The 19,174-nt window shown below is 74.0% G+C and carries 18 protein-coding genes and 1 pseudogene; 10 read left to right on the top strand and 9 right to left on the bottom strand.

Features of this window, described 5'->3' with window-relative positions; all coding sequences use genetic code 11:
- Positions 1-590: 590 nt before the first annotated feature.
- The 5 genes and pseudogenes from AMIR_RS21595 to AMIR_RS43250 all read left to right on the top strand — a co-directional run.
- The gene (locus AMIR_RS21595; RefSeq protein ID WP_015803075.1) at positions 591-1,478 is read left to right on the top strand and encodes a TerC family protein; all 888 of its coding nucleotides are present in this window, start codon (positions 591-593) and stop codon (positions 1,476-1,478) included.
- Positions 1,479-1,603: 125 nt separating this feature from the next.
- Positions 1,604-1,873 (top strand): hypothetical protein, encoded by a 270-nt coding sequence (locus AMIR_RS21590; protein WP_015803074.1) that lies wholly within the window; start codon positions 1,604-1,606, stop codon positions 1,871-1,873.
- A gap of 55 nt (positions 1,874-1,928) precedes the next feature.
- Positions 1,929-2,450, top strand: coding sequence for an Lrp/AsnC family transcriptional regulator (locus tag AMIR_RS21585; protein WP_015803073.1), 522 nt, complete (start codon positions 1,929-1,931; stop codon positions 2,448-2,450).
- Between the two features lie 316 nt (positions 2,451-2,766).
- Positions 2,767-2,913: a hypothetical protein gene (locus AMIR_RS40475; RefSeq protein WP_187313431.1), complete on the top strand. Its 147-nt coding sequence runs from the start codon at positions 2,767-2,769 to the stop codon at positions 2,911-2,913.
- Between the two features lie 26 nt (positions 2,914-2,939).
- Positions 2,940-3,317, top strand: a pseudogene (locus AMIR_RS43250) (Rossmann-fold NAD(P)-binding domain-containing protein); the annotation flags it as partial.
- 223 nt (positions 3,318-3,540) lie between these two features.
- Here the strand turns inward: AMIR_RS43250 and AMIR_RS21580 are convergent.
- Both AMIR_RS21580 and AMIR_RS21575 read right to left on the bottom strand, forming a co-directional pair.
- Positions 3,541-5,334 carry an FAD-binding dehydrogenase gene (locus tag AMIR_RS21580; protein ID WP_015803072.1) on the bottom strand — a complete coding sequence of 598 codons (1,794 nt, stop codon included), beginning with the start codon at positions 5,332-5,334 and terminating at the stop codon, positions 3,541-3,543.
- A 163-nt stretch (positions 5,335-5,497) separates the two neighbouring features.
- A complete protein-coding gene (locus tag AMIR_RS21575; RefSeq protein ID WP_015803071.1) occupies positions 5,498-5,932 on the bottom strand; it encodes a response regulator in 435 nt (144 codons plus the stop codon).
- A 266-nt stretch (positions 5,933-6,198) separates the two neighbouring features.
- Here AMIR_RS21575 and AMIR_RS42865 point away from each other — a divergent pair, with 266 nt between their 5' ends.
- A complete protein-coding gene (locus AMIR_RS42865) occupies positions 6,199-7,470 on the top strand; it encodes a chitosanase (protein ID WP_483446993.1) in 1,272 nt (423 codons plus the stop codon).
- A gap of 54 nt (positions 7,471-7,524) precedes the next feature.
- Here the strand turns inward: AMIR_RS42865 and AMIR_RS21565 are convergent, their stop codons facing one another.
- Together AMIR_RS21565 and AMIR_RS21560 are read right to left on the bottom strand one after the other, a co-directional pair.
- On the bottom strand, positions 7,525-8,808 hold the full coding sequence (locus AMIR_RS21565; RefSeq protein WP_015803069.1) for an alpha/beta hydrolase: 1,284 nt from the start codon (positions 8,806-8,808) through the stop codon (positions 7,525-7,527).
- A gap of 72 nt (positions 8,809-8,880) precedes the next feature.
- Complete coding sequence (locus tag AMIR_RS21560; protein ID WP_041836924.1) at positions 8,881-9,735, bottom strand: helix-turn-helix domain-containing protein; 855 nt, start codon at positions 9,733-9,735, stop codon at positions 8,881-8,883.
- A gap of 125 nt (positions 9,736-9,860) precedes the next feature.
- Between AMIR_RS21560 and AMIR_RS36010 the strand changes: the two genes are divergently transcribed.
- The 4 genes from AMIR_RS36010 (at position 9,861) to AMIR_RS40470 (ending at position 12,437) form a co-directional block, all read left to right on the top strand.
- Complete coding sequence (locus AMIR_RS36010) at positions 9,861-10,376, top strand: SRPBCC family protein (protein ID WP_015803067.1); 516 nt, start codon at positions 9,861-9,863, stop codon at positions 10,374-10,376.
- A gap of 306 nt (positions 10,377-10,682) precedes the next feature.
- A complete protein-coding gene (locus tag AMIR_RS21550; RefSeq protein ID WP_015803066.1) occupies positions 10,683-11,192 on the top strand; it encodes a hypothetical protein in 510 nt (169 codons plus the stop codon).
- A gap of 164 nt (positions 11,193-11,356) precedes the next feature.
- Positions 11,357-11,740 carry a hypothetical protein gene (locus AMIR_RS21545; RefSeq protein ID WP_015803065.1) on the top strand — a complete coding sequence of 128 codons (384 nt, stop codon included), beginning with the start codon at positions 11,357-11,359 and terminating at the stop codon, positions 11,738-11,740.
- A 337-nt stretch (positions 11,741-12,077) separates the two neighbouring features.
- A complete protein-coding gene (locus tag AMIR_RS40470) occupies positions 12,078-12,437 on the top strand; it encodes an SSI family serine proteinase inhibitor (protein WP_162945450.1) in 360 nt (119 codons plus the stop codon).
- A 49-nt stretch (positions 12,438-12,486) separates the two neighbouring features.
- On the opposite strand, the gene AMIR_RS21535 is transcribed toward AMIR_RS40470, so the two are convergent.
- The 5 genes from AMIR_RS21535 to AMIR_RS21515 all read right to left on the bottom strand — a co-directional run bounded on the left by AMIR_RS21535 (position 12,487) and on the right by AMIR_RS21515 (position 19,031).
- The gene (locus AMIR_RS21535; RefSeq protein WP_015803063.1) at positions 12,487-13,797 is read right to left on the bottom strand and encodes an SdrD B-like domain-containing protein; all 1,311 of its coding nucleotides are present in this window, start codon (positions 13,795-13,797) and stop codon (positions 12,487-12,489) included.
- 140 nt (positions 13,798-13,937) lie between these two features.
- Positions 13,938-15,581: a dipeptide ABC transporter ATP-binding protein gene (locus tag AMIR_RS21530; protein WP_015803062.1), complete on the bottom strand. Its 1,644-nt coding sequence runs from the start codon at positions 15,579-15,581 to the stop codon at positions 13,938-13,940.
- Positions 15,560-16,402 (bottom strand): ABC transporter permease, encoded by an 843-nt coding sequence (locus tag AMIR_RS21525; RefSeq protein WP_015803061.1) that lies wholly within the window; start codon positions 16,400-16,402, stop codon positions 15,560-15,562. Before AMIR_RS21525 ends, AMIR_RS21530 begins: the two co-directional genes overlap by 22 nt.
- Positions 16,399-17,370: an ABC transporter permease gene (locus AMIR_RS21520; RefSeq protein WP_015803060.1), complete on the bottom strand. Its 972-nt coding sequence runs from the start codon at positions 17,368-17,370 to the stop codon at positions 16,399-16,401. Before AMIR_RS21520 ends, AMIR_RS21525 begins: the two co-directional genes overlap by 4 nt.
- Positions 17,367-19,031, bottom strand: a complete 1,665-nt coding sequence (locus AMIR_RS21515) for an ABC transporter substrate-binding protein (protein ID WP_015803059.1) — start codon at positions 19,029-19,031, stop codon at positions 17,367-17,369. Before AMIR_RS21515 ends, AMIR_RS21520 begins: the two co-directional genes overlap by 4 nt.
- Positions 19,032-19,174 lie beyond the last annotated feature (143 nt).

Genomic DNA, 19,174 nt, shown 5'->3' with positions numbered 1-19,174 from the left:
AACTTCCGGGGGACGGAACGGTCACCTCCGCCTCAGCCGGGGGAATCGGACAAAGGTCGCACTCCTTCAGCAACCGTACAGGTTCCCGTGTTATGGTCCCCGCCATGCCCAGCAGTGCCGACCAGAGCGCCGACGCTGACGAGTGCAGTACCGGGCCGGGTTCGGCCCGGCCTGACCTGCGCGAACCCGGCGGTGCCCGGCCGTCGACCACGCCGCCGAGCCCGGCTGCCCGCGCCCTCCCCGTCGGAGGCCGCGCCCGCTCGGCGGTGCGCTTCCCGTGCCCGAGACCGCCGACGCCCGGCGGTGGCACGTCACCGCGCGTAACCCACTTCCGGGGGAACGCGCGTTCCCGGCTCTCGCCCGTCCGCGTCCCGCACCGGACCGCGCCGCCCCGCTCGCCCGCGCCGAGGCGCCCCTAGTCGGCGACCCTGGACGACGGGCGGACCGCGCTCCCCGCGCGAGCCCGCGTCCCGGCGCGCGCCACCACCCCGCCCCGCCGAGGGCGATCCCGAAACCGCACCGCGCCGGAACCACCCGGCGCGGTGTCCAACCCAACCCCGAGCACAACGTGAGGACGGACCGGACCCCGCATGGAATGGATGCTCAGCCCCGAGCTGTGGATCGCCTTCAGCACCCTGCTGCTGCTGGAGATCGTGCTCGGCATCGACAACATCGTGTTCATCTCCATCCTCGCCGGGCGGCTGCCCGCCGACCAGCAGAAGAAGGCCAGGACCATCGGCCTCTCGCTGGCGCTGATCACCCGGCTGATCCTGCTCGCGTCGCTGTCCTGGGTGATCGGCCTGACCGCGCCGCTGTTCACGGTGCTCGGCCAGGAGATCTCAGGGCGTGACCTGATCCTGCTCATCGGTGGCTTGTTCCTGCTGGGCAAGGCCACCTACGAGATCCACGAGCAGCTGGAGGGCAGCGACCACTCCAAGTCCAGCAAGACCGTCTCGTTCGCCTCGGTGATCGCGCAGATCCTCGTGCTGGACGTGGTGTTCTCGCTCGACTCGGTGATCACCGCCGTGGGCATGGTCGACGAGCTCGGCATCATGATCGCCGCCGTCGTGGTCGCCATGGCGATCATGCTGCTGTCGGCGGGCGCGATCAGCGACTTCGTCAACCGCCACCCCACGGTCAAGATGCTGGCGCTGTCGTTCCTGCTGCTCATCGGCGGCAGCCTGATCGCCGAGGGCCTGGACCAGCACATCGCCAAGGGCTACGTGTACGGCCCGATCGCGTTCTCCGTGCTGGTGGAGTTCCTGAACCTGAAGGCGCGCAGCAAGCGGGAGAAGAAGCCCGTCCAGCTGCACCCGACGTACGTGAAGGGCCAGCAGGACGGCACTGCGGGCGAGGGCACTGCGGGCGAGGGTGCGATCCCCGCGCCCGGCGCCACCGCCACGGCCACCGCCCCGGCGAAGACCGAGGTCGAGACCGATCCCGGCACGTCCTCCGGGGAGCCCACGGGCAGGGCGTGACCCGCGGAACGGCCGTCCCACCCGAGGTGGGGCGGCCGTTCCGCGCGCCACCGCCACGCGCCACGCCCCCGCGCGGCGCTAGGTTGATCACCTGTCCGACCCGGTGCTCGCAGGGGAGTGGGAACGTGGAACTGCCGCGCAGCCGCCCGGCGAAGGACCGGCCAGGGGCCGCAGCCTGGTTCGGCCCGCTCGCGCTGGGGCTGGCCCTGATCAGCTGGCTGTTCCCCATCGGCGCCCTGTGGACCGCGGGCGTCGCGCTCGCGCTGGCCGTGCTGTCCATGGCGACCGACCGCGCCTACCGCCTGGACTGGACCGCCGTCGCCGGCTGCTCCCTCGGCGTCGCGCAGTTCGCCTTCACCGCCCTGCTGCTGGTCGTGGAGCTGTCCCCCGCCTGACCACCCGCACCCCCGGTCGCCGCCCCCGACGCCGGTGCGCGAGGATCGGCCGCCAGTGCGGTGGCTGGTCGTGGCCCGTGGCGGCCTCGGCGGGAACGGGGTGGGCGTGGACGAGCGGGACAGGTCGATCATCCGGGAGCTGCAGGCCGACGCGCGGCTGACCAACCGGCAGCTCGCCGCGCGGATCGGGCTCGCGCCGTCGAGCACGCTGGTGCGCACCAGGGCGCTGGAGCAGAGCGGCACGATCGCCGGCTACCACGCCGAGGTCGACCTGACCCGGATCGGGCGCGGCGTGCAGGCCCTGATCGCGTTCCAGGTCCGGCCGCTCAGCCGCGAGGTGATCCGCGCGTTCGAGGCGTTCGCCCTCCAGCAGCCCGAGGTGCTCTCGGTGTTCGTGCTCGGCGGCGGCGACGACTTCCTGGTGCACGTCGCGGTGGCCTCCGTGGAGGACATGCACGCGCTGATGATGGACCGGTTCGGCAAGCGCAAGGAGGTCGTGGGCTTCCGCACCTCCATCGTCTACGACCACACCCGGCGCTGGGAGGTCGAGCCGAACGGCGAGGCCGGAACCCGCTGACCTGGCCGAATGGTGTTCGGCCACCGGGCGCCGGGCGGTCCGCTGCCGAACATCGTTCGGCGCGCGCGCCGTGTCGCCGACCTTCCTGCTTGCCTCTCGGCGTTGGACCGAACCGGCGAGAGGTGGACCCGGTGGACGGAACCGGCAGCGCCGCGCCCGAGCGGCCGGTGGTCGAGCGCGGTCGCCGCAGCGGCCAGGTGATCGCGGTCGGCGTCGACTCCACCCGGCTCGGCCGACGCCGTGCGGCTGTCGGCGGCGATGACGGAGAAGGCGGGGTTCGCCGGGCTGCGCGCCGATCTGCCTGCGCACCCGGCACGTGCTGTGCAGGCCCGAGGTGGAGGGCGGCAGCGGCGACTCGTCCGGGCCCACCGCGCTCGGGGTCGGCGCGGCGATCGACGCGGTGCGCGCGCACCTGTGGCCGGGGCGGGACCTGTCCGCGCTGAGCTCCTCGGTCGGGTGCTGAACAGACAAAACAGCAACCCGTGCTGAGTGGCGGCTGCAGGGCCGAGTGCAGCGTTTTGTGGTCTCGCACTGCTGCGCAGCGCGGGACACGTCGGCGCGCTGGTGGCCCAGCACCTCGCGGCGTCCGGAGCCCGGCTCGTCGTGTCCGATGTGGACACCTCGCGTCGCGGGCTGGCCGAATCCCCCGGCGCTGTCTGGGTTTCCCCCGAGGGCGCGCTGGACGTGGACGTGCTGGTCCCGTGCGCGGTCGGCGGCGTCCTCACCGCCGGGATCGCCGGGGACCTGCGCCGCGCGGCCGTCGTCGGGGCCGCCAACAACCAGCTCGACCACGACGCGACGGCCGACCTGCTGCCCGCGCGCGGCGTGCTGCGGGCGCCGGACCCGGTGGTCAGCGCGGGCGGGGTCAACGCGTCGGTCGCCCGCGAGCGCGAGGGCGCGTCCGCGCGGGAGGCCGAGGAGCGGGTGCGCGGCATCGGGGCCGGCTCGGCGCGCTCCTGGCCGCGTCCGCCGGGGCCGGGACCACGCCGCTGCACGAGACCCGCCGGTTGGTGCGGGAGCTGCTCCCGGCCGCGTGAGGTGGTCGGGGCGGGGCCTGGGGGAGCCCCGCCCCGACGTCGGGGCGGGCCGCTCAGGCGGTCGCCGCCGCGGCGGCCCGCCCGGCCTGCCGCCCGGAGAACAGGCACCCGCCCAGGAAGGTGCCCTCCAGCGCCCGGTAGCCGTGCACCCCGCCGCCGCCGAACCCGGCGACCTCGCCCGCCGCGTACAGCCCGCGCACCGGCTGCCCGTTCGCGCCGAGCACCCGCCCGGACAGGTCCGTCTGCAACCCGCCCAGGGTCTTGCGCGTGAGGATGTTCATCCGGATCGCGATCAGCGGCCCGGCGGCCGGGTCCAGGATCTTGTGCAGCGGCGCGGTCCTGGCCAGGCTGTCGCCCACGTACGCCAGCGAGTTCCTGATGCCCATCACCTGGTTGTCCTTGGTGAACGGGTTGTCCACCTGCCGGTCCCGCACCTCGATCTGCGCCTTCAGGTCCTCCAGCCGCACCCGGTTCGACCCGGTCAGCCGGTTCATCCCGGCCACCAGGTCCGACAGTGAGCTCGCGACCACGAAGTCCGCGCCCCGGTCCATGAACGCCTTCACCGGCTGCGGCGTGCTGCCCAGCAACCTGCTCGCCAGGTACCCGAGCAGGTCCTTGCGGGTCAGCTCCGGGTTCTGCTCCGACCCGGACAGCACGAACTCCTTGTCGATGATCCGCTTGTTCAGCACGAACCACGAGTGGTCGTGCCCGGACCGCGCGATCAGCTCCAGCGTGCCGAGCGTGTCGTAGCTGGGCACGCCCGGCAGGGGGAACCGGCGGCCGTCGCCGTCCAGCCACAGCGACGACGGCGCGGCCAGCACCCGGATGCCGTGGCCGGGCCAGATGGGGGAGTGGTTGGCCAACCCCTCGGTGTAGTGCCACATCCGGTCCCGGTTGACCAGCCGCGCCCCGGCCGACTGGCTGATGGCGAGCATCCGCCCGTCCACGTGCGCGGGCACGCCGGTGACCATCCGCGCGGGCGGCGTCCCCAGGCGCGCGGGCCAGTTGGCGCGCACCAGGTCCAGGTTGCCGCCGATGCCGCCGGAGGTGACGATCACGACCGGCGCGCGCAGCTCGAAGTCCCCGACCTGCTTGCGGGAGCTGGGAGTCCCGCGCGCGGCGCCACTCGCCTCCAGCACGGCCCCGCGCACCCCGGTGACCGCGCCGTTCGTGGTGACCAGCGCGTCGACCCGGTGCCGGAACCGGAAGAGCACCCGCCCGCGCTCGGCGCCCTGGCGCACCAGCTTCTCGAACGGCTCCATCACGCCGGGGCCGGTGCCGAGGGTGATGTGGAAGCGCGGCACCGAGTTGCCGGGCCCGTCCGCGAGCTGCCCGCCGCGCTCGGCCCAGCCGACGATCGGCACCCACGTCACGCCAAGGCCGGCCAGCCACGACCGCTTCTCCCCGGAGGCGAACTCCAGGTACGCGTTCGCCCACTTGGCCGCCCAGTGGTCCTCGCCCAGCGGGTCGTTCACACCCCGGTCGAAACCGGCCGTGTTGAACCAGTCCGCGCGGGCCAGGTCCAGCGAGTCCTTGATGCCCGCCAGGCGCTGCTCGGTCGAGTCGACGAAGAACAGCCCGCCCAGCGACCAGAACGCCTGCCCGCCCAGGCTCGCCTCCGGCTCCTGGTCCAGCAGCAGCACCTTCCGGCCCGCCGCCACGAGCTCCGAGGTCGCCACGAGGCCGGCGAGCCCACCGCCGACGACGATCGCGTCGGCGTCCGCGCTCGCGGAGGGCGCGGCGGCGGCTTCCGCGAAACCCAGCGCTCCCAACGCCGATCCGGCGGCGGCCCCGCCACCGGCCGCCAGCAGTGCCCGCCTGGTCAAGCTGCTCGGGTCCGGACGCATCGTCGCAAGTCCTCCCTGGCGCTGGGTGCGCACCGGGGCGTCCGCCGAGGGGGCGGGCGGCCCGGTGGCCGATCACCACAGCGAACCAGCAGCGCTCCGACCGGTGATAGTGGCCGAGGTGCTAAAAGTGCCCGGAGGTGTTGTGCGCGCGCCGCAAAACGGCTCAGCTGGGCAGGCGGGCCACCGAGCCGAAGAACTCGTCGATCTGGTGCACGACCTCGGTGAAGCTGCCCGCCGTCAGCGGCTTGCGCACGTAGGCGTTGGCGCGCAACCGGTAGCTGGCCACCAGGTCCGACTCGGCGGCGGAGGAGGTGAGCACCACCACCGGCAGCGACCGCAGTCCGGGGTCGGCCTTGACCTGCTCCAGCACCTCGTGCCCGGACAGGCCCGGCAGGTTCAGGTCCAGCAGCACCAGGTTGGGCTTCGGGGCCTGGCTGTACCGGCCGCTGCGCAGCAGGAACCCCAGCGCCTCGGCGCCGTCGCGCACCACGTGCAGGTCCACCGGGCGGTCCGCCAGCGCCTCCGCCACCAGCAGCGCGTCGCCGGGGTCGTCCTCCACCAGCAGGACGTCGATCCGGGGCCGGGGCGCACCCTCCACGGACGCCCAGAACGCCGCCGTGAAGTCGTACAGTCTGCTCACCGCTAGACCGTACCGGCTGGGCGCGCCGCGCACGCGATGAGCGGACCCCGGCCCCGCGACCGCCGGGCGCCGCGCGATTCCCATTACAGGGGTTGCCCCCGCCCCGCCCCCGCGCGCAGACTCGGCCGGGCAAACTGCCCGTACGCACCAGCGCGCCCGGAAACCACCCTGAGCACCACCCGCCTACCCCTGCGGCGGTCCCGAAGCACCCCGGTGCGCGCGAGGTGCCCCTGCACAGAGTGGAACCCGTTGTGAGCAGAGTGAAACCCAGGCTCGCCGCAGGCGCGGGCCTGTCGGCCGCGGCCGTCGTCGGCGCCGCCTTCCTCGTCGTCCAGCCCGCCACCGCCGACGGCTTCACCGGGCCGGTGGTCGGCCTCGGCGGCAAGTGCCTGGACGTGGCCGGGGCGAGCAGCGCCAACGGCACGGCCGTCCAGCTCTACACCTGCAACGGCACGAGCGCCCAGTCCTGGACCGTGGACACCGGCGCCAAGACGATCAAGGCGCTGGGCAAGTGCCTCGACGTGGTCGACGACGGCAGGCACGACGGCGCGCTCCTGCAGATCTGGGACTGCGCCAACGTCCCCGAGCAGCGGTGGACCGTCGACCAGACCGGCCGCGTCGTCGGCCAGGGCAGCGGCAAGTGCGTCGACGTGCCCGCGGGCAACACCGCCGACGGCACCCGCCTGCAGGTCTGGACCTGCGACGCGTGGAGCCCGTACCAGCGGTGGACCACGCCCGGCGGCGGCACGAACCCGACCACGACCACCACCTCCCAGGTCCCCGGCCGCTCCGACCTGGCCACCCCGGCGAAGAAGGACATCGCCATGCGGCTGGTGTCCAGTGCCGAGAACTCCTCGCTGGACTGGCGCGCCCAGTTCGCCTACATCGAGGACATCGGCGACGGGCGCGGCTACACGGCGGGCATCATCGGCTTCTGCTCCGGCACCGGCGACATGCTGGAGCTGGTCGAGCACTACACCTCGGTGAAGCCGAACAACGCCCTGGCCGGCTACCTCCCGGCGCTGCGCCGGGTCAACGGCACGCCCTCGCACGAGGGCCTGGACCCCGGCTTCCAGCAGGCGTGGCGCACCGCCGCGCAGGACCCGGTGTTCCAGCAGGCGCAGGAGACCGAGCGGGACCGGGTGTACTTCACCCCCTCCGTCAACCAGGCCAAGTCCGACGGCCTGCGCGCGCTCGGCCAGTTCGCCTACTACGACGCGATCGTCATGCACGGCGGCGGCACCGACCAGGCCAGCTTCGGCACGATCCGCCGCAAGGCCATGGCGCGCGCCAAGACCCCCGCGCAGGGCGGCGACGAGACCGCGTACCTGCACGCGTTCCTGGACGAGCGGGTCGTGGCGATGAAGCTGGAGGAGGCGCACGAGGACACCTCGCGCGTCGACACCGCGCAGCGGGTGTTCCTCAACAACGGCAACCTCGACCTGAACACGCCGCTGGCGTGGAAGGTCTACGGGGACCCGTTCCGGATCGACTAGTCCGAACCGCCGAGGCGCCCGGCCCCGTTCGCGGGGGCCGGGCGCCTCGGCGCGTCACCGCCCCGGATCGGTGGTGACGGTGATCGGCGTCAGGCGTGCCAGCGGGGACGACGTGCCGTCCACGACGGCGTCGAACCGGCGGTCGCCCTTGAGGTGCTTGGCGAAGAACGCCGACAGGTAGGTGACCGCGACCTGGCGCTGCTCCGGTTCGGTCAGCTGCCGGACCGGCCGGTCGTCCGCGACCTGCGCGCACCGGCCACGTCCCGGCCGCGTGCTCGGCCCGCCCGCCCACGCCTCGGCCGCGTCGTCGGTGGCCATCACCTGCCCGCTCGACGGCGACCACTCGGTGTTGTACGCGTTGTGGTTCGCGCCCTGAACCTCCCACAGCGCGATCTGCGCGCTGGTGCGCCCGCGCGCGTTGGCGAAGTACTGCGGACCGCCGGTCGCGTAGTCGCAGGACCCGGCCAGCGCGCCGAACGGGATGTCGGTGACCCGGTAGTCCAGGTTCTCCGGCGCGTCGTCGTCCGGCGCGTAGTAGGTCACCGCGGCCAGCGGCACCGCCGCGCGGATCGCCACGCCCTCCGGCATCCGGGCCCGGTTGGCCTCGGCCGCCTGCCACATCACGCCGCGCCCGCCGCGCGAGTGGCCGACCACGCCCACCGAGCCCAGGTCGACGTGACCGGTGAAGCCCAAGCGCCCCAACGACCTCGCCAGCGGCCCGGTGCCGTCCTCGGCCAGCCGCCGCCACATCCGCAGGTGCTCGTAGCCGACCTCGGCGCGCGCCAGGTCCGCGATCTGCCCCAGCTCCCCGGCGTTCACCCCGCTCACGCCGATCGACACCACCACGAACCCGCGCTCCGCCAGCGCCCGCCCGAGGTAGTCGTACCCCCGGTGGTTGGGCAGCGCGGGCGTGCCCGGCGCGCACGGCCACCGGCTCAGCGCCACCGACGCGTCCTGCAACCGCAGCTCCAGCCGCTCGACCTCCGCCGGGTCGGTCACCGGGTTCGCGCCGTAGAGCGCGTTGTAGGAGGACTTCCAGGCGGCCTCGGCGTCCCGGTCCGCGCAGCTGTACCAGAGGCCGTGCTGGATCAGCACCAGCGGCAGCTTCCCGCGCCTGGCGAGGTCGGCGGGGTAGTGCACCCGGCCGACCAGCTCCAGGTCGGCCAACCGCGCGGGCTCGTCCTCCACGGGCGAGGTGTGGAAGCCGGGCACGTGGAACGCGGTGTCGCCGAGGTGGTAGTCGGCGGTGCGCACCCCGGCCGGGTGCGCCGGCGCGGTGGCGGGGGTGAGGGTGACCGCGAGCAGCGCGGCGGCCACCAGCAGTGATCGCTTGAGCATGGGGGAGTTGTACCGGGGGGTTGTGCGGAACCGGTGAGCGTCGTGCGATGGGCTTGCGCGCGGGTGGCGCGCTCAGCCCTCCAGGACGGCCTGCGCCAGCAGGGTCAGCGCCGCCTGCGACGGCGAACCGGGCTCCGCCGTCACCAGCGTCAGCGTCTGCTCCGGCGCGTCGGCAGGCCGCAGCGCCTGCTGCCGCACGGACATCGCGCCCACCAGCGGGTGCCGCATCTCGTGCTCGTCGCTCCCGCACGCCTTCACCCGGTGCCCGGCCCACAGCGCCGCGAACTCCGCGCTGCCGGTCACCAGCTCGCCGACCAGGGCGCTGAGCAGCCGGTCGTCCGGGTGCTTGCCCGCTGTCGCGCGCAGGTTCCCCACCACCGCCCTGGCCTTGCCCTCCCACCTCGGGTACAGCTCGCGGGTGTGCGCGTCCAGGAACACCAGGCGCGCCATGTTCGGCCGCTCCGCCGGGCGGTCCACCGAGTCGCGGTCCAGGTGCCCGGCGAACAGGGCGTGCCCCAGCGGGTTCCAGGCCAGCACGTCCGTGCGCCGCCCCAGCAGCACGGCGGGCACGGTCCCCAGCGCCGCCAGCAGTTCCGCCGCCGACGCGCTCACCCGCTCCACCTGCGGTCGCCTCGCGGCGCCCCTGCGGCGCGGCCTGGCCAGCGCGCGCAGGTGCTCGTGCTCGTCCCGGTCCAGCCGCAGCGCGCGGGCGATGCCGTCGACCACCTCGGTCGAGGCGTTCACCGACAACCCCTGCTCCAGGCGCACGTAGTAGGACGCGCTCACCCCGGCGAGCCCGGCGACCTCCTCCCGGCGCAACCCCGGCACCCGGCGGCGCTCGCCGTAGGTGTCGAGCCCGACGTCGGCGGGGCGCAACCGCGCCCGGCACGCCTGGAGGTACTCCGCGAGCTGACCCGGTCCGTCCACGGAACCAGTGTGCGCCACGGCGGGGCGCGTCAGCCTGCCAGCGCGAGTGGTAGGAAGCGCGCGGGCTGGCCGGGGCGCGGCGACCGGAACCAGCCTGGGGGCGACCACCCCACACGAGGAGAACCATGACCACCACCCGCGTCCGCTCCGACGACGACCCGACCGGGTCGCTCGACCTGGCCGACTTCGCCTTCACCCGCGCCGCCTGGCTGCCCGCGCCCGTCGAACGGGTGTACGCGCTGGTCAGCGACGTCTCGCTGATCGACCGCTGGAGCCCGACCGCGTCCGGCGTGCGCTACGACGACGGCGCGGGCCCCGAGCCCGGCGCGTGGTTCGGCGGCCACAACCGGCGCGGCGAGCGCGAGTGGGCCAGCCGCTCCCAGGTGCTCGCCGCCTCACCGCCGGAGGAGTTCTCGTTCGTCGTCGGCGGGGTGGCGGAGGGGTCGGTGCGCTGGCGCTGGACGTTCCGCGCCGACGGCGGCGGCACGATCGCGCGGCAGGAGTGGGAGCTGCTGCGCCCCCACCCCGCGTTCGGCCCGACCCGCCGCGACGTGGCCGCCCTGCGCGCCACCATGTCCGCCAGCGCGGAGACCACCCTGCTCGCGCTGGCGCGCTGGCTGCACGAGAACCCGGAGGCGTGACCGGAGGCGTGACCGGGGGCGGGGTGGGCCGCGCTGCCTGCTGGCCGCTCACCCCGCCGGGTCGCCCCCTCGCCGTCTCGTTGCTCGCCCTGCCGGTTCACCGCCCCCGTCGGTTCGTCGCCCCCCCGTGCCGCCTCGCCGCGCCGCCTCGCCGTGCCCTCACCACTTCGTCGCCCGGAGCCCTTTCGCCCGTTTTGGCTACACTCGACGTGGTCGGTGCCGTTCGTCGGGGAGAGGTCGTCCGTGGGCCACGCGCGCGCAGAACGCGGTCGCACCGCGACGCCGCGCGCCCGCGAGGTGGCGCCGATGTCGCTCGTCGCCCCGTTCGCCGCCTCCGTCGTCGCGGTCGGCGACCCGCTGCCCGACGTGCACCTGTCCGTGCTGGCCGCCGCGCTCGTCCTGCAGTCCGCGCTGTGGCACGGCGCGCTGGGGCGGGTCCGCTCGACGTGGCTGTTCGTCCAGCTCGCCGTGATCCTCGGCGGGTTCGCGGGCACGCACGTCGCGTCGACCAACCACGCGCCCGCGATGGTCGCCGACCCGCTGCCGTGGACCGTGCCGCTGCTCGACCTCGTGGCCGCCGTCGGGGTGGTCGCGCTGCTCGCCGCCTTCGAGGACTCGCTGGTCACCGGCGGCCTGCGGGCCTGGCAGGCGCTCGCCGACCGGCTGCGGACCTGGCTCGCGGTCGTCGTCCGGGCGGTGCGCTGCCGCGTCGCCGTGGTGGTGGTGCGCCTCGGCGCGCCCGAGGCCCGCGACGTGGTCCGCGAGGTGCTGCTGCGCTCGTGCGCCGCCCGCCGGGGCCCTCCGCTGCCCGCGTAGCGCCCGAGCCCGACCGGGAGTTCCCCCGGTGATCCCCCCAGCACTCCCGCACGGCGTCCCCGTGCGGTTCGAACCCGACGCCCGCGCGGCCCGGTCACGCCCTCGACGAGGGCGCTGCCGCAGTGCCCGCGCGCAGGCGTCGACCCCAGAGAGGAAGACCCGACGTGGGCATCTTCGACATGTTCAACGAGCAGGCGTCCGAGTTCACCCAGGGCGTGTTCGGCCAGGCGAACGAGGCCGTGGGCGGCGTCGCCGACCAGGCGGGTCAGTTCGGTGAGCAGGCCACCCAGTGGGGCGGCGAGCAGGCGGGCCAGTTCACCGAGCAGGCCGGGCAGTTCACCGAGCAGGCGGGCCAGTTCGGCGAGCAGGCCACCCAGTGGGGCGAGGCCGCGACCGGTCAGGCGGGCGAGTACGCCTCCGGTTACGCCGCCGACGCCACCGCGCAGGCGGGCGAGTACGCGCAGAACGGCCAGGAGGCGTGGGGCGCGGCCCAGGACGTCGCCTCCGACCCGGCGGGCGCGGCCATCAACAAGATCTTCGGCTGGTGACCGGAGCCTGACCCCGGCGGCCCGGCCGCGACGCGCCTCTGCGCCGCGACCAGGCCTGCCACCAGCGGTTTCGTGACCTCGGCTCGTGTTCCACGACCGCCGACCGCGCCCTCGGCCGCTCACCCGGCCGAGGGCACGGACACGCTCACCGGGGTCACCGCATCGGGTTTTCGCACCCGCACGGGTGGAAGCGGGTTCCGCCGGCGTGCCCGGCGCCGAGGGGGACGGGGATGCTTCAGGCATCCGCTCAACCGTCCACCCCAGGACCAGGCACGGGAGGCCCCTCGTGTTCCCCAGATCGACCAGCGCCGTTGTGCTCGGCGCCCTAGTGCTCGCCGTGACCGCAGTCCCCCAGGCCACCGCCGCGCCGGACGCCGCGAGACCGCGCAGCAGCGGCGAGTTCACCCTGACCCTGTCGGGCGCGGACCAGACCTGGACCCGCGCGATCCGCCTGGACTGCCCCGCCGACGAGGCGAGCACCTACCACCCGATGGGCGCGTCCGCGTGCGCCGACCTCGACTCGGTCCGGGGCGACATGGACAAGCTCAAGCGCGTCAGCGAGCTGTGCAGGCCCGAGTACGGACGGCTGGTCGCGACCATCACCGGCCTGTACGACGGCGTCTACGTCGAGTGGAGCAAGGCGTTCCGCGACGAGTGCGTGCTGCACAAGACCACGCGCTCGATCTTCCACTTCTGACCGGCCGCACCGGGCCCGAGAGCCCCCCGGTCCCCGCCGAACCACCCGATCAGGCGCCCTCGCGCCGCCGGGACAGCGCGTGCGCGCCGACCCCCAGCAGGAGCAGCCCGAACCCGCCCGTGGCCAGCGCCCCCACCGACCGCCCCGTCCACGCCAGCCCGTCGCCGTCGGCCACCGCCGGGGGGACCGCCGGGGGAGTCGTGGTGGTCGTCGGCGCGGGTGCGGTCGTCGTGGTCACCACCGGGGCGACGGCCGTGACGGTCGTCGTGGCGGTGTCGTTGGCCGCGTTGTCGTCCACGTTGCCGTTGTACCGGCGCACCCGCGCGCTCGGGCTCACCGGCCCGGCCCGCTCCGCCGTCGCGGTGATCCGCACCGGCGGGAGCGCCGCGCCCGCCGCCACCGGCTCCTGCGTCCCGCACACCACGTCCCGCCCGACCACCGGGCACGTCCACCCGCCCGCCACCGGGCCGATCACCAGCCCCTCGGGCACCGTCACGGTCACCTGCGCCCCGGACATCGGCACGCTGCCCGCGTTGCCCACCACCGCGGTCAGCAGCACCCGGTCGCCGACCTCCGGCTCCGAGCGGTCGACGGTCAGCACGACGGCGAGGTCCTCGACGCGCTGGAACAGCCCGGCGTCCACGGTGAGGTCCTGGGTGATCCCGCTGTCCACGATCTCCACGACCACCGGCTCGCTCAACCCGGTGACCGGGTCGAACACCGAGTCCACGCCGCGCGTGCCCGCGTTCGGCCTCGTGAACACCTTGTAGGAGGGCGGCACCACGCGGACCCGGTACGCGCCCTCCTCGACGCCGACGAAGTAGTACTCGCCCGCCGAGTTCGTGGCCTGCTCCTGCACCACCGCGCCCTGCTCGTCCAGCAGCCGCACGGTGACGCCCGCGATCCCCGGCTCACCGCTGCCCTGGATGCCGTCGCGGTTGAGGTCGTCCCACACGAAGTTCCCGAACGCGCCCTTGGTCATCGCGAAGTTCACCACCTGGTCGGTGGTCCCCGAGATGGTGAAGGGAACCGAGGTCGGTGACGAAGCGCCGTAACCGGGGGCCAGCACGGCCCGGACGATGTAATCCCCTGGGGTGAGGCCGCTGAACGAGTAGCTGCCGTCGGCGGCGGTGCTGGTGGAGCCGACGGACGTGCCGTCGGACCGGATCAGCGAGACGGCGACCCCGGCCAACCGCACCGGTTCGAGCGGGCTGGTCGACCCGTCGCTGATCAGCCCGTCGCTGTTGGTGTCGAAGAACGCCGCGCCGCCCACGCCGCCTGCCTGGGCGAGGGCGACCGGCCCGGCCGGGAGCAGCACGGCGAGGGCGACGAGCACGGCGAGGAGGACCCTGGCGAACACCCTGGCCACGCTCCGCCCCCGTACCCGCCCGCGCCCGCCGGGAACCCCAAGTGAACCGGACCGGGCGACACCCGAGACGTGCCGCCCGGCGGCGGAAGAACAAAGCGGGGGAGCTGGGGTCAGGGGTCAGGGGGCAGCGGTCAGGGCGCACCGGTTCGTGGTCCCGCGCTGCTCCGCAGCGCGGGGATCGACTCCACCAGCGCCCGCGCGTACTCGTGCTCCGGCGCGCCCAGCACCGCCTCCACCGGCCCGTCCTCCACCACCCGCCCCCGGTGCAGCACCGACACCGTGTGCGCCAGCTGCCGCACCAGCGCCAGGTCGTGCGACACGAACACGTACGTCAGCCCCAGCTCCGCCTGGAGCTCCAGCAGCACCTCCACGATCCCCGCCTGCACGCTCACGTCCAGCGCCGACGTCGGCTCGTCCAGCACCACCACGTCCGGCCGCAGCACCAGCGACCTGGCCAGCGCCACCCGCTGCCGCTGCCCGCCCGAGAGCGTGCCCGGCCTGCGCCCGCGCACCCCCTCGTCCAGCCCGACCGCCCGCAGCGCCTCCAGCACCCGCAGCTCCCGCTCGCGCCGCGTCCCCACCTTGAACCGGCCCAGCGACTCGCCCACCAGCCGCTGCACGGTCCACGTCGGGTCCAGCGAGGTGAACGGGTTCTGGTACACCAGCTGCAGGTGCCGCCGCAGCGCCCGCAGCGACGCGTGCGAGCGCCCCGCCACCTCCTCGCCCGCCACCCGGACACCGCCCTCGTCCGGCTCCTCCAGCCCGAGCAGCAGGCGGATCGTGGTCGTCTTGCCCGACCCGGACTCGCCCACCAGCGCGTGCGTGGTCCCGGCCGGGACGGTGAACGACACGCCGTCCACCGCGCGCAGCGACCCGAACGACTTCACCACCCCGGACACCTCGATCTTCGGCGGCCCGGCCGACGCGGCGGCCCTCGCGCGGGCGTCCGCGTGCCGGTCGGGGTTCAGCGCGGGCACGTCCGCGCGCAGCCGCCGCGTGTACTCCTGCGACGGCGAGTCGAACACCTCCGCCGTCGGCCCGGACTCGCGCACCCGCCCGTCCTTGAGCACCACCAGCGAGTCCGCCCGCTCGGCCGCCACCGCCAGGTCGTGGGTGATCAGCAGCAGCCCGATGTCCAGCTCCCGCCCCAGGTTCCCGAGCAGGTCCAGCACGCGCTTCTGGATCGTCACGTCCAGCGCCGACGTCGGCTCGTCCGCCACGACCAGCGCGGGCCTGGGCAGCACGGTCAGCCCGATCAGCACCCGCTGGAGCATCCCGCCGGACAGCTGGTGCGGGTAGGAGTCGAACACCCGGCGCGGCTCGTCCAGGCCGACCTGCGCCAACACCTCCAGCACCGCCGCGCGCCGGTCCACGTCCCCGTCCAGCAGGGCCGCGGCCTCCAGCGCCTGCGCGCCGATCGTGCGCACCGGGTTGAGCGAGCTGGCCGGGTCCTGCGGGACGAACCCGATCCGCCTGCCGCGCAGCGGGCGGAAACCCCGCTCCGGCAACGAGAGCACGTCGCGGCCCTCGAACTCGACCCGCCCGGTCGCCCGCCCCACGCCCTGCGGCAGCAGCCGCAGCACCGCGCGGGCGATCGTGGACTTGCCGGAGCCGGACTCGCCGATCAGCGCGAGCGAGCGGCCCCGAGCCAGGTCGAAGTCCACATCGGACACGACCTCGTTCCCGCCGTACGAGACGGAAAGCCCTTCGACCTTGAGCAGCTGGTCGGTGATCACCCCTGGGTGGTCCGGGGTCAGTCTGTCCTGCGGAGCCATCGGCTGATCCTGTTCACGGAGAGGACGGTCGTGATGATCACCAGCGCGGGCGCGGTGACCAGCCACGGGGCCAGCGGGAAGTCCTTGCCGACCGAGACCAGCAGGCCCCAGTCGGACGCGGGCGGCGGGTCGCCGTAGCCCAGGAACGCCAGCCCCGCGATCACCAGCACGGACAGCCCGAACTGGAGCACCGCCAGGGTCAGCACCGAGCGCGACGCGTTGGGCAGCACGTGCCGCAGCAGCACGTGCCGGCGCGACCCGCCCTGCAGGTGCGAGGACTCGATGAACACCGCCCGCCGGGTCTTGATCACCTCGGCGCGCATCACCCTGGCGAACACCCCGACCGCCGACACCCCGGTCGCGATCGCGGCGTTCACGGTCTGGAAGCCGAGCGCGCTGACCACGACCACCGCCAGCAGGAACGACGGGATCGCCAGCAGCACGTCGACCAGCCTGGCCAGCACCGCGTCCACCCAGCCGCCGAGGAACCCGGCCACCAGCCCCACCAGGCCACCGGCCAGCACGCCGATGCCGACCGCGATCAGCGCGCTGGACACCGACGACGCCGTGCCGTGCACGACGCGGGTGAACAGGTCGCGCCCCAGGTGGTCGGTGCCGAACCAGTGCTCCCAGCCCGGCGGCAGGAACTTGTCGGCGGGCGCCCCGTCCACCGGGCTCGCCGAGGTGAACACCCCCGGCAGCACCGACCAGGCCAGCACCAGCGCCACCACCGCGAACGACAGCAGCACCGTCACCGGCAACCGGGACGCGCTGCGGCGCAACGCCTTCGGCCGCGTGGCCGTGACCGCGGAGACGCTCACCGCGCCACCCCCGCCCGCTCGCGCGCCGCCGCCGCGCCGACCCGCACGCGCGGGTCCAGCAGCGGGTGCACCAGGTCGGCCACCAGGTTCACCACCACGAACACCACCGCCGCCAGCGCCACGACCGCTTGCAGCACCGGCAGGTCCTGCGTCGTCACCGACCGCTCCACCAGCGACCCGACCCCCGTACGCCCGAAGATCTTCTCCGTGATCACCGCGCCGCCCAGCAGCTCCCCGACGGTCAGCGCGACCACCGTCACCACCGGCAGCGACGAGGGCTTGAGCAGGTGCCGCAGCAGCAGCGCCGTGCGCCCGAGGCCCCGCGAGCGGGCCACCGCCGCGTACTCCTGGTCCGACTCGTGGTCCAGGTTCGCGATCAGCACCTCAGCCACCTGCGCCGACACCGGGATGCCCAGCGCGATCGCGGCGAACAGCGTCGCCGTCGGGCCCTCCGAGTCGATCACCCGGAACAGGCCCAGCTGGAACGCGAAGACGTTGATCAGCAGCAGCCCGATCACGAAGTTGGGCACCGACAGGAACAGCGACGGGAACGCCCGCAGCACGCCCTGCCCCCGCGGCAGGCACCGGACACCGGCCGCGACCGCGAACGCCAGCACCAGCGCCACCACCAGCGCGGACAGCGCCAGCACGACCGTCGACCACAGCACCTCGCCGACCAGGTCCGCCACCGGCAGCCCCGAGCGCAGCGAGACCCCGAAGTCCCCGACCAGGAACCGGGTCAGCGACTCCCACAGCTGCTCGTGCACCGGCCGGTCCAGCCCGTAGTAGGCGACGATCGCGGCGATCTCCTCCTCGGTGAACCCGTTCTGCGGGTCGCGCAGGGTGGAGGTCACCGGGTCGCCGGGCAGCACGCTGATCACGACGAACGTGAACGCGTAGGCCAGCAGCACCACCACGGCCGCCTGCGCGACCCTCCCCGCCGCGTACCTGCCGTAGCCGCCGCTCACTCGCCCAGCCAGGCGGTGTAGTAGTTGGCGTACGCGACCCCGTTGTAGGTCACGCCCTGCAGCTTCGGCGACTGCACGTAGAGGCGCTGCACGATCTGGGTCAGCGGGATGAAGTAGCCCTGCTGGAGCACGTGCTCCTGCAGCTCGTCGAGCAGCGGCGCGCGCTCCTCGGTGCTGGACGACCCGGCGACCGCCGCGCTCAGCCGCACCAGCTCCGGGTCGGACTGCCCGAGCCCGAACCAGTTCTCGCCCCGGTTGGCGTCGGTCAGCACGCCCGCGACCGTGCCCGCGTCGATGATGCTGCGGGTCACCTCGTAGGCGGCCACGCTGGGGCTGTTGAACTTGACCCGCTCGCCGTAGGTCACCACGTCGAACGCCTGGATGCTCACCGTGAAGCCGAGCTCGCGCAGCTGCTGGGCCACCAGCTCGTCCACCGACTTCGAGGTCGCCAGGTACGGGTTCGGGTACAGCGTCAGCTCGAGCGCCTTGCCGTCCTTGGACCTCAGCCCGTCCGCGCCCTCGGCCCACCCGGCCTCGTCGAGCAGCTTCGCGGACTTGGCCGCGTCGAACGCGAAGTCCGCGCTGCGGTCGGTCGCGCCGGGCACGGTGGACTGGAAGAACGACTTCGCGGGCAGCCAGTCCTCGGTGTAGACCGTCGAGATGATCTCCTGGCGGTCGATGCCGTGCTGGAGCGCCTGCCGCACCCTCGGGTCGTCGTACGGCGCGACCTTGGTGTTGATCGCGAACCCGCTCACGAACCCCAGGTAGCGCGGCGCCGCGGTGGTGAAGCCCTGCGCCTTGAACGAGGCCAGCTCCTGCGGCGACGGGTTGTACGCCACGTCCGCCTGGTTCGACCGCACGGCCGCGGTGCGCAGCGACGGCTCGGCCACGATCTTGTACGTGATCGACTCCAACCGCGCCGGACCGCTGTGGTCCAGGGCCTCCGGAGCCCAGTCGTAGTCGGGGCGCTTCTTCAGCACGACGCTGTCGCCCTGCTTCCACGACTCGACGGTGAACGGGCCGCTGCCGATGTCGTTGGACAGGTCCGCCTGCTCCTCGGCGGGCAGCGCCAGCGTCTTCGGAGAGATCAGGATCGACCCGTGGTAGCCCAGGGTCGGGACGAACCCCAGCGTGGGCGCGGAGAAGAGCACCTTGACCGTGGTGGCGTCCACCGCCTCGGCCCGCTGGTAGGTCTTCGGGAACAGGCCGATCGGGTTGATCCCCTTGTCCGGCGCGCCCTTCGACCAGACGTCCAGGTTCGCGACCACGGCGCTCGCGTCCAGCGGCGTGCCGTCGGAGAACGTGACGCCCTCGCGCAGCCTCAGGGTGAACTCGGTCGCGGTCTCGTTCTGCTCCCACTCGCGGGCGACCCACGGGCTGGTCGTGCCGTTCTCGTCGACGTAGACGAGCTTGTCGGTGACGTGCCCCCAGATGTGGCCCTGGAAGCTGGAGATGGCGCTGTTGTTGGGGATCCAGGTGTCGCCGAGCGAGTCGATCAGGAACGTCAGGTCCCCGCCCTGCCTCGGCTCACCCGAACCGCCCTGCCGCGCCGCGACGCCGGAACCGCAGGCGGCCAGCGCGGCGGCGGCCACGAGGCCCGCGACGAGCCGCAGGGCGCGGCGGGGGGATCGGCGGCGGGGGGACGGGCGGGACGTGTTCACGGGGGTGCTCCTCTAGTGGGCGTGCGGTGGGCGCTCGGGCACGGCACGAACGTAGGAGCGGGTCGTGAGCACGGTCCAAGATGAAAACGGGATGGGTACCCATCGAGGATGCCGATGAGCTGAAAGCGCTGGTCACGGCCGTG

The sequence above is a fragment of the Actinosynnema mirum DSM 43827 genome (assembly GCF_000023245.1).
GTDB lineage: Bacteria > Actinomycetota > Actinomycetes > Mycobacteriales > Pseudonocardiaceae > Actinosynnema > Actinosynnema mirum.
The sequence above is the reverse complement of the archived record's forward strand: the minus strand, read 5'-3'. Positions and strand labels throughout refer to the sequence as shown.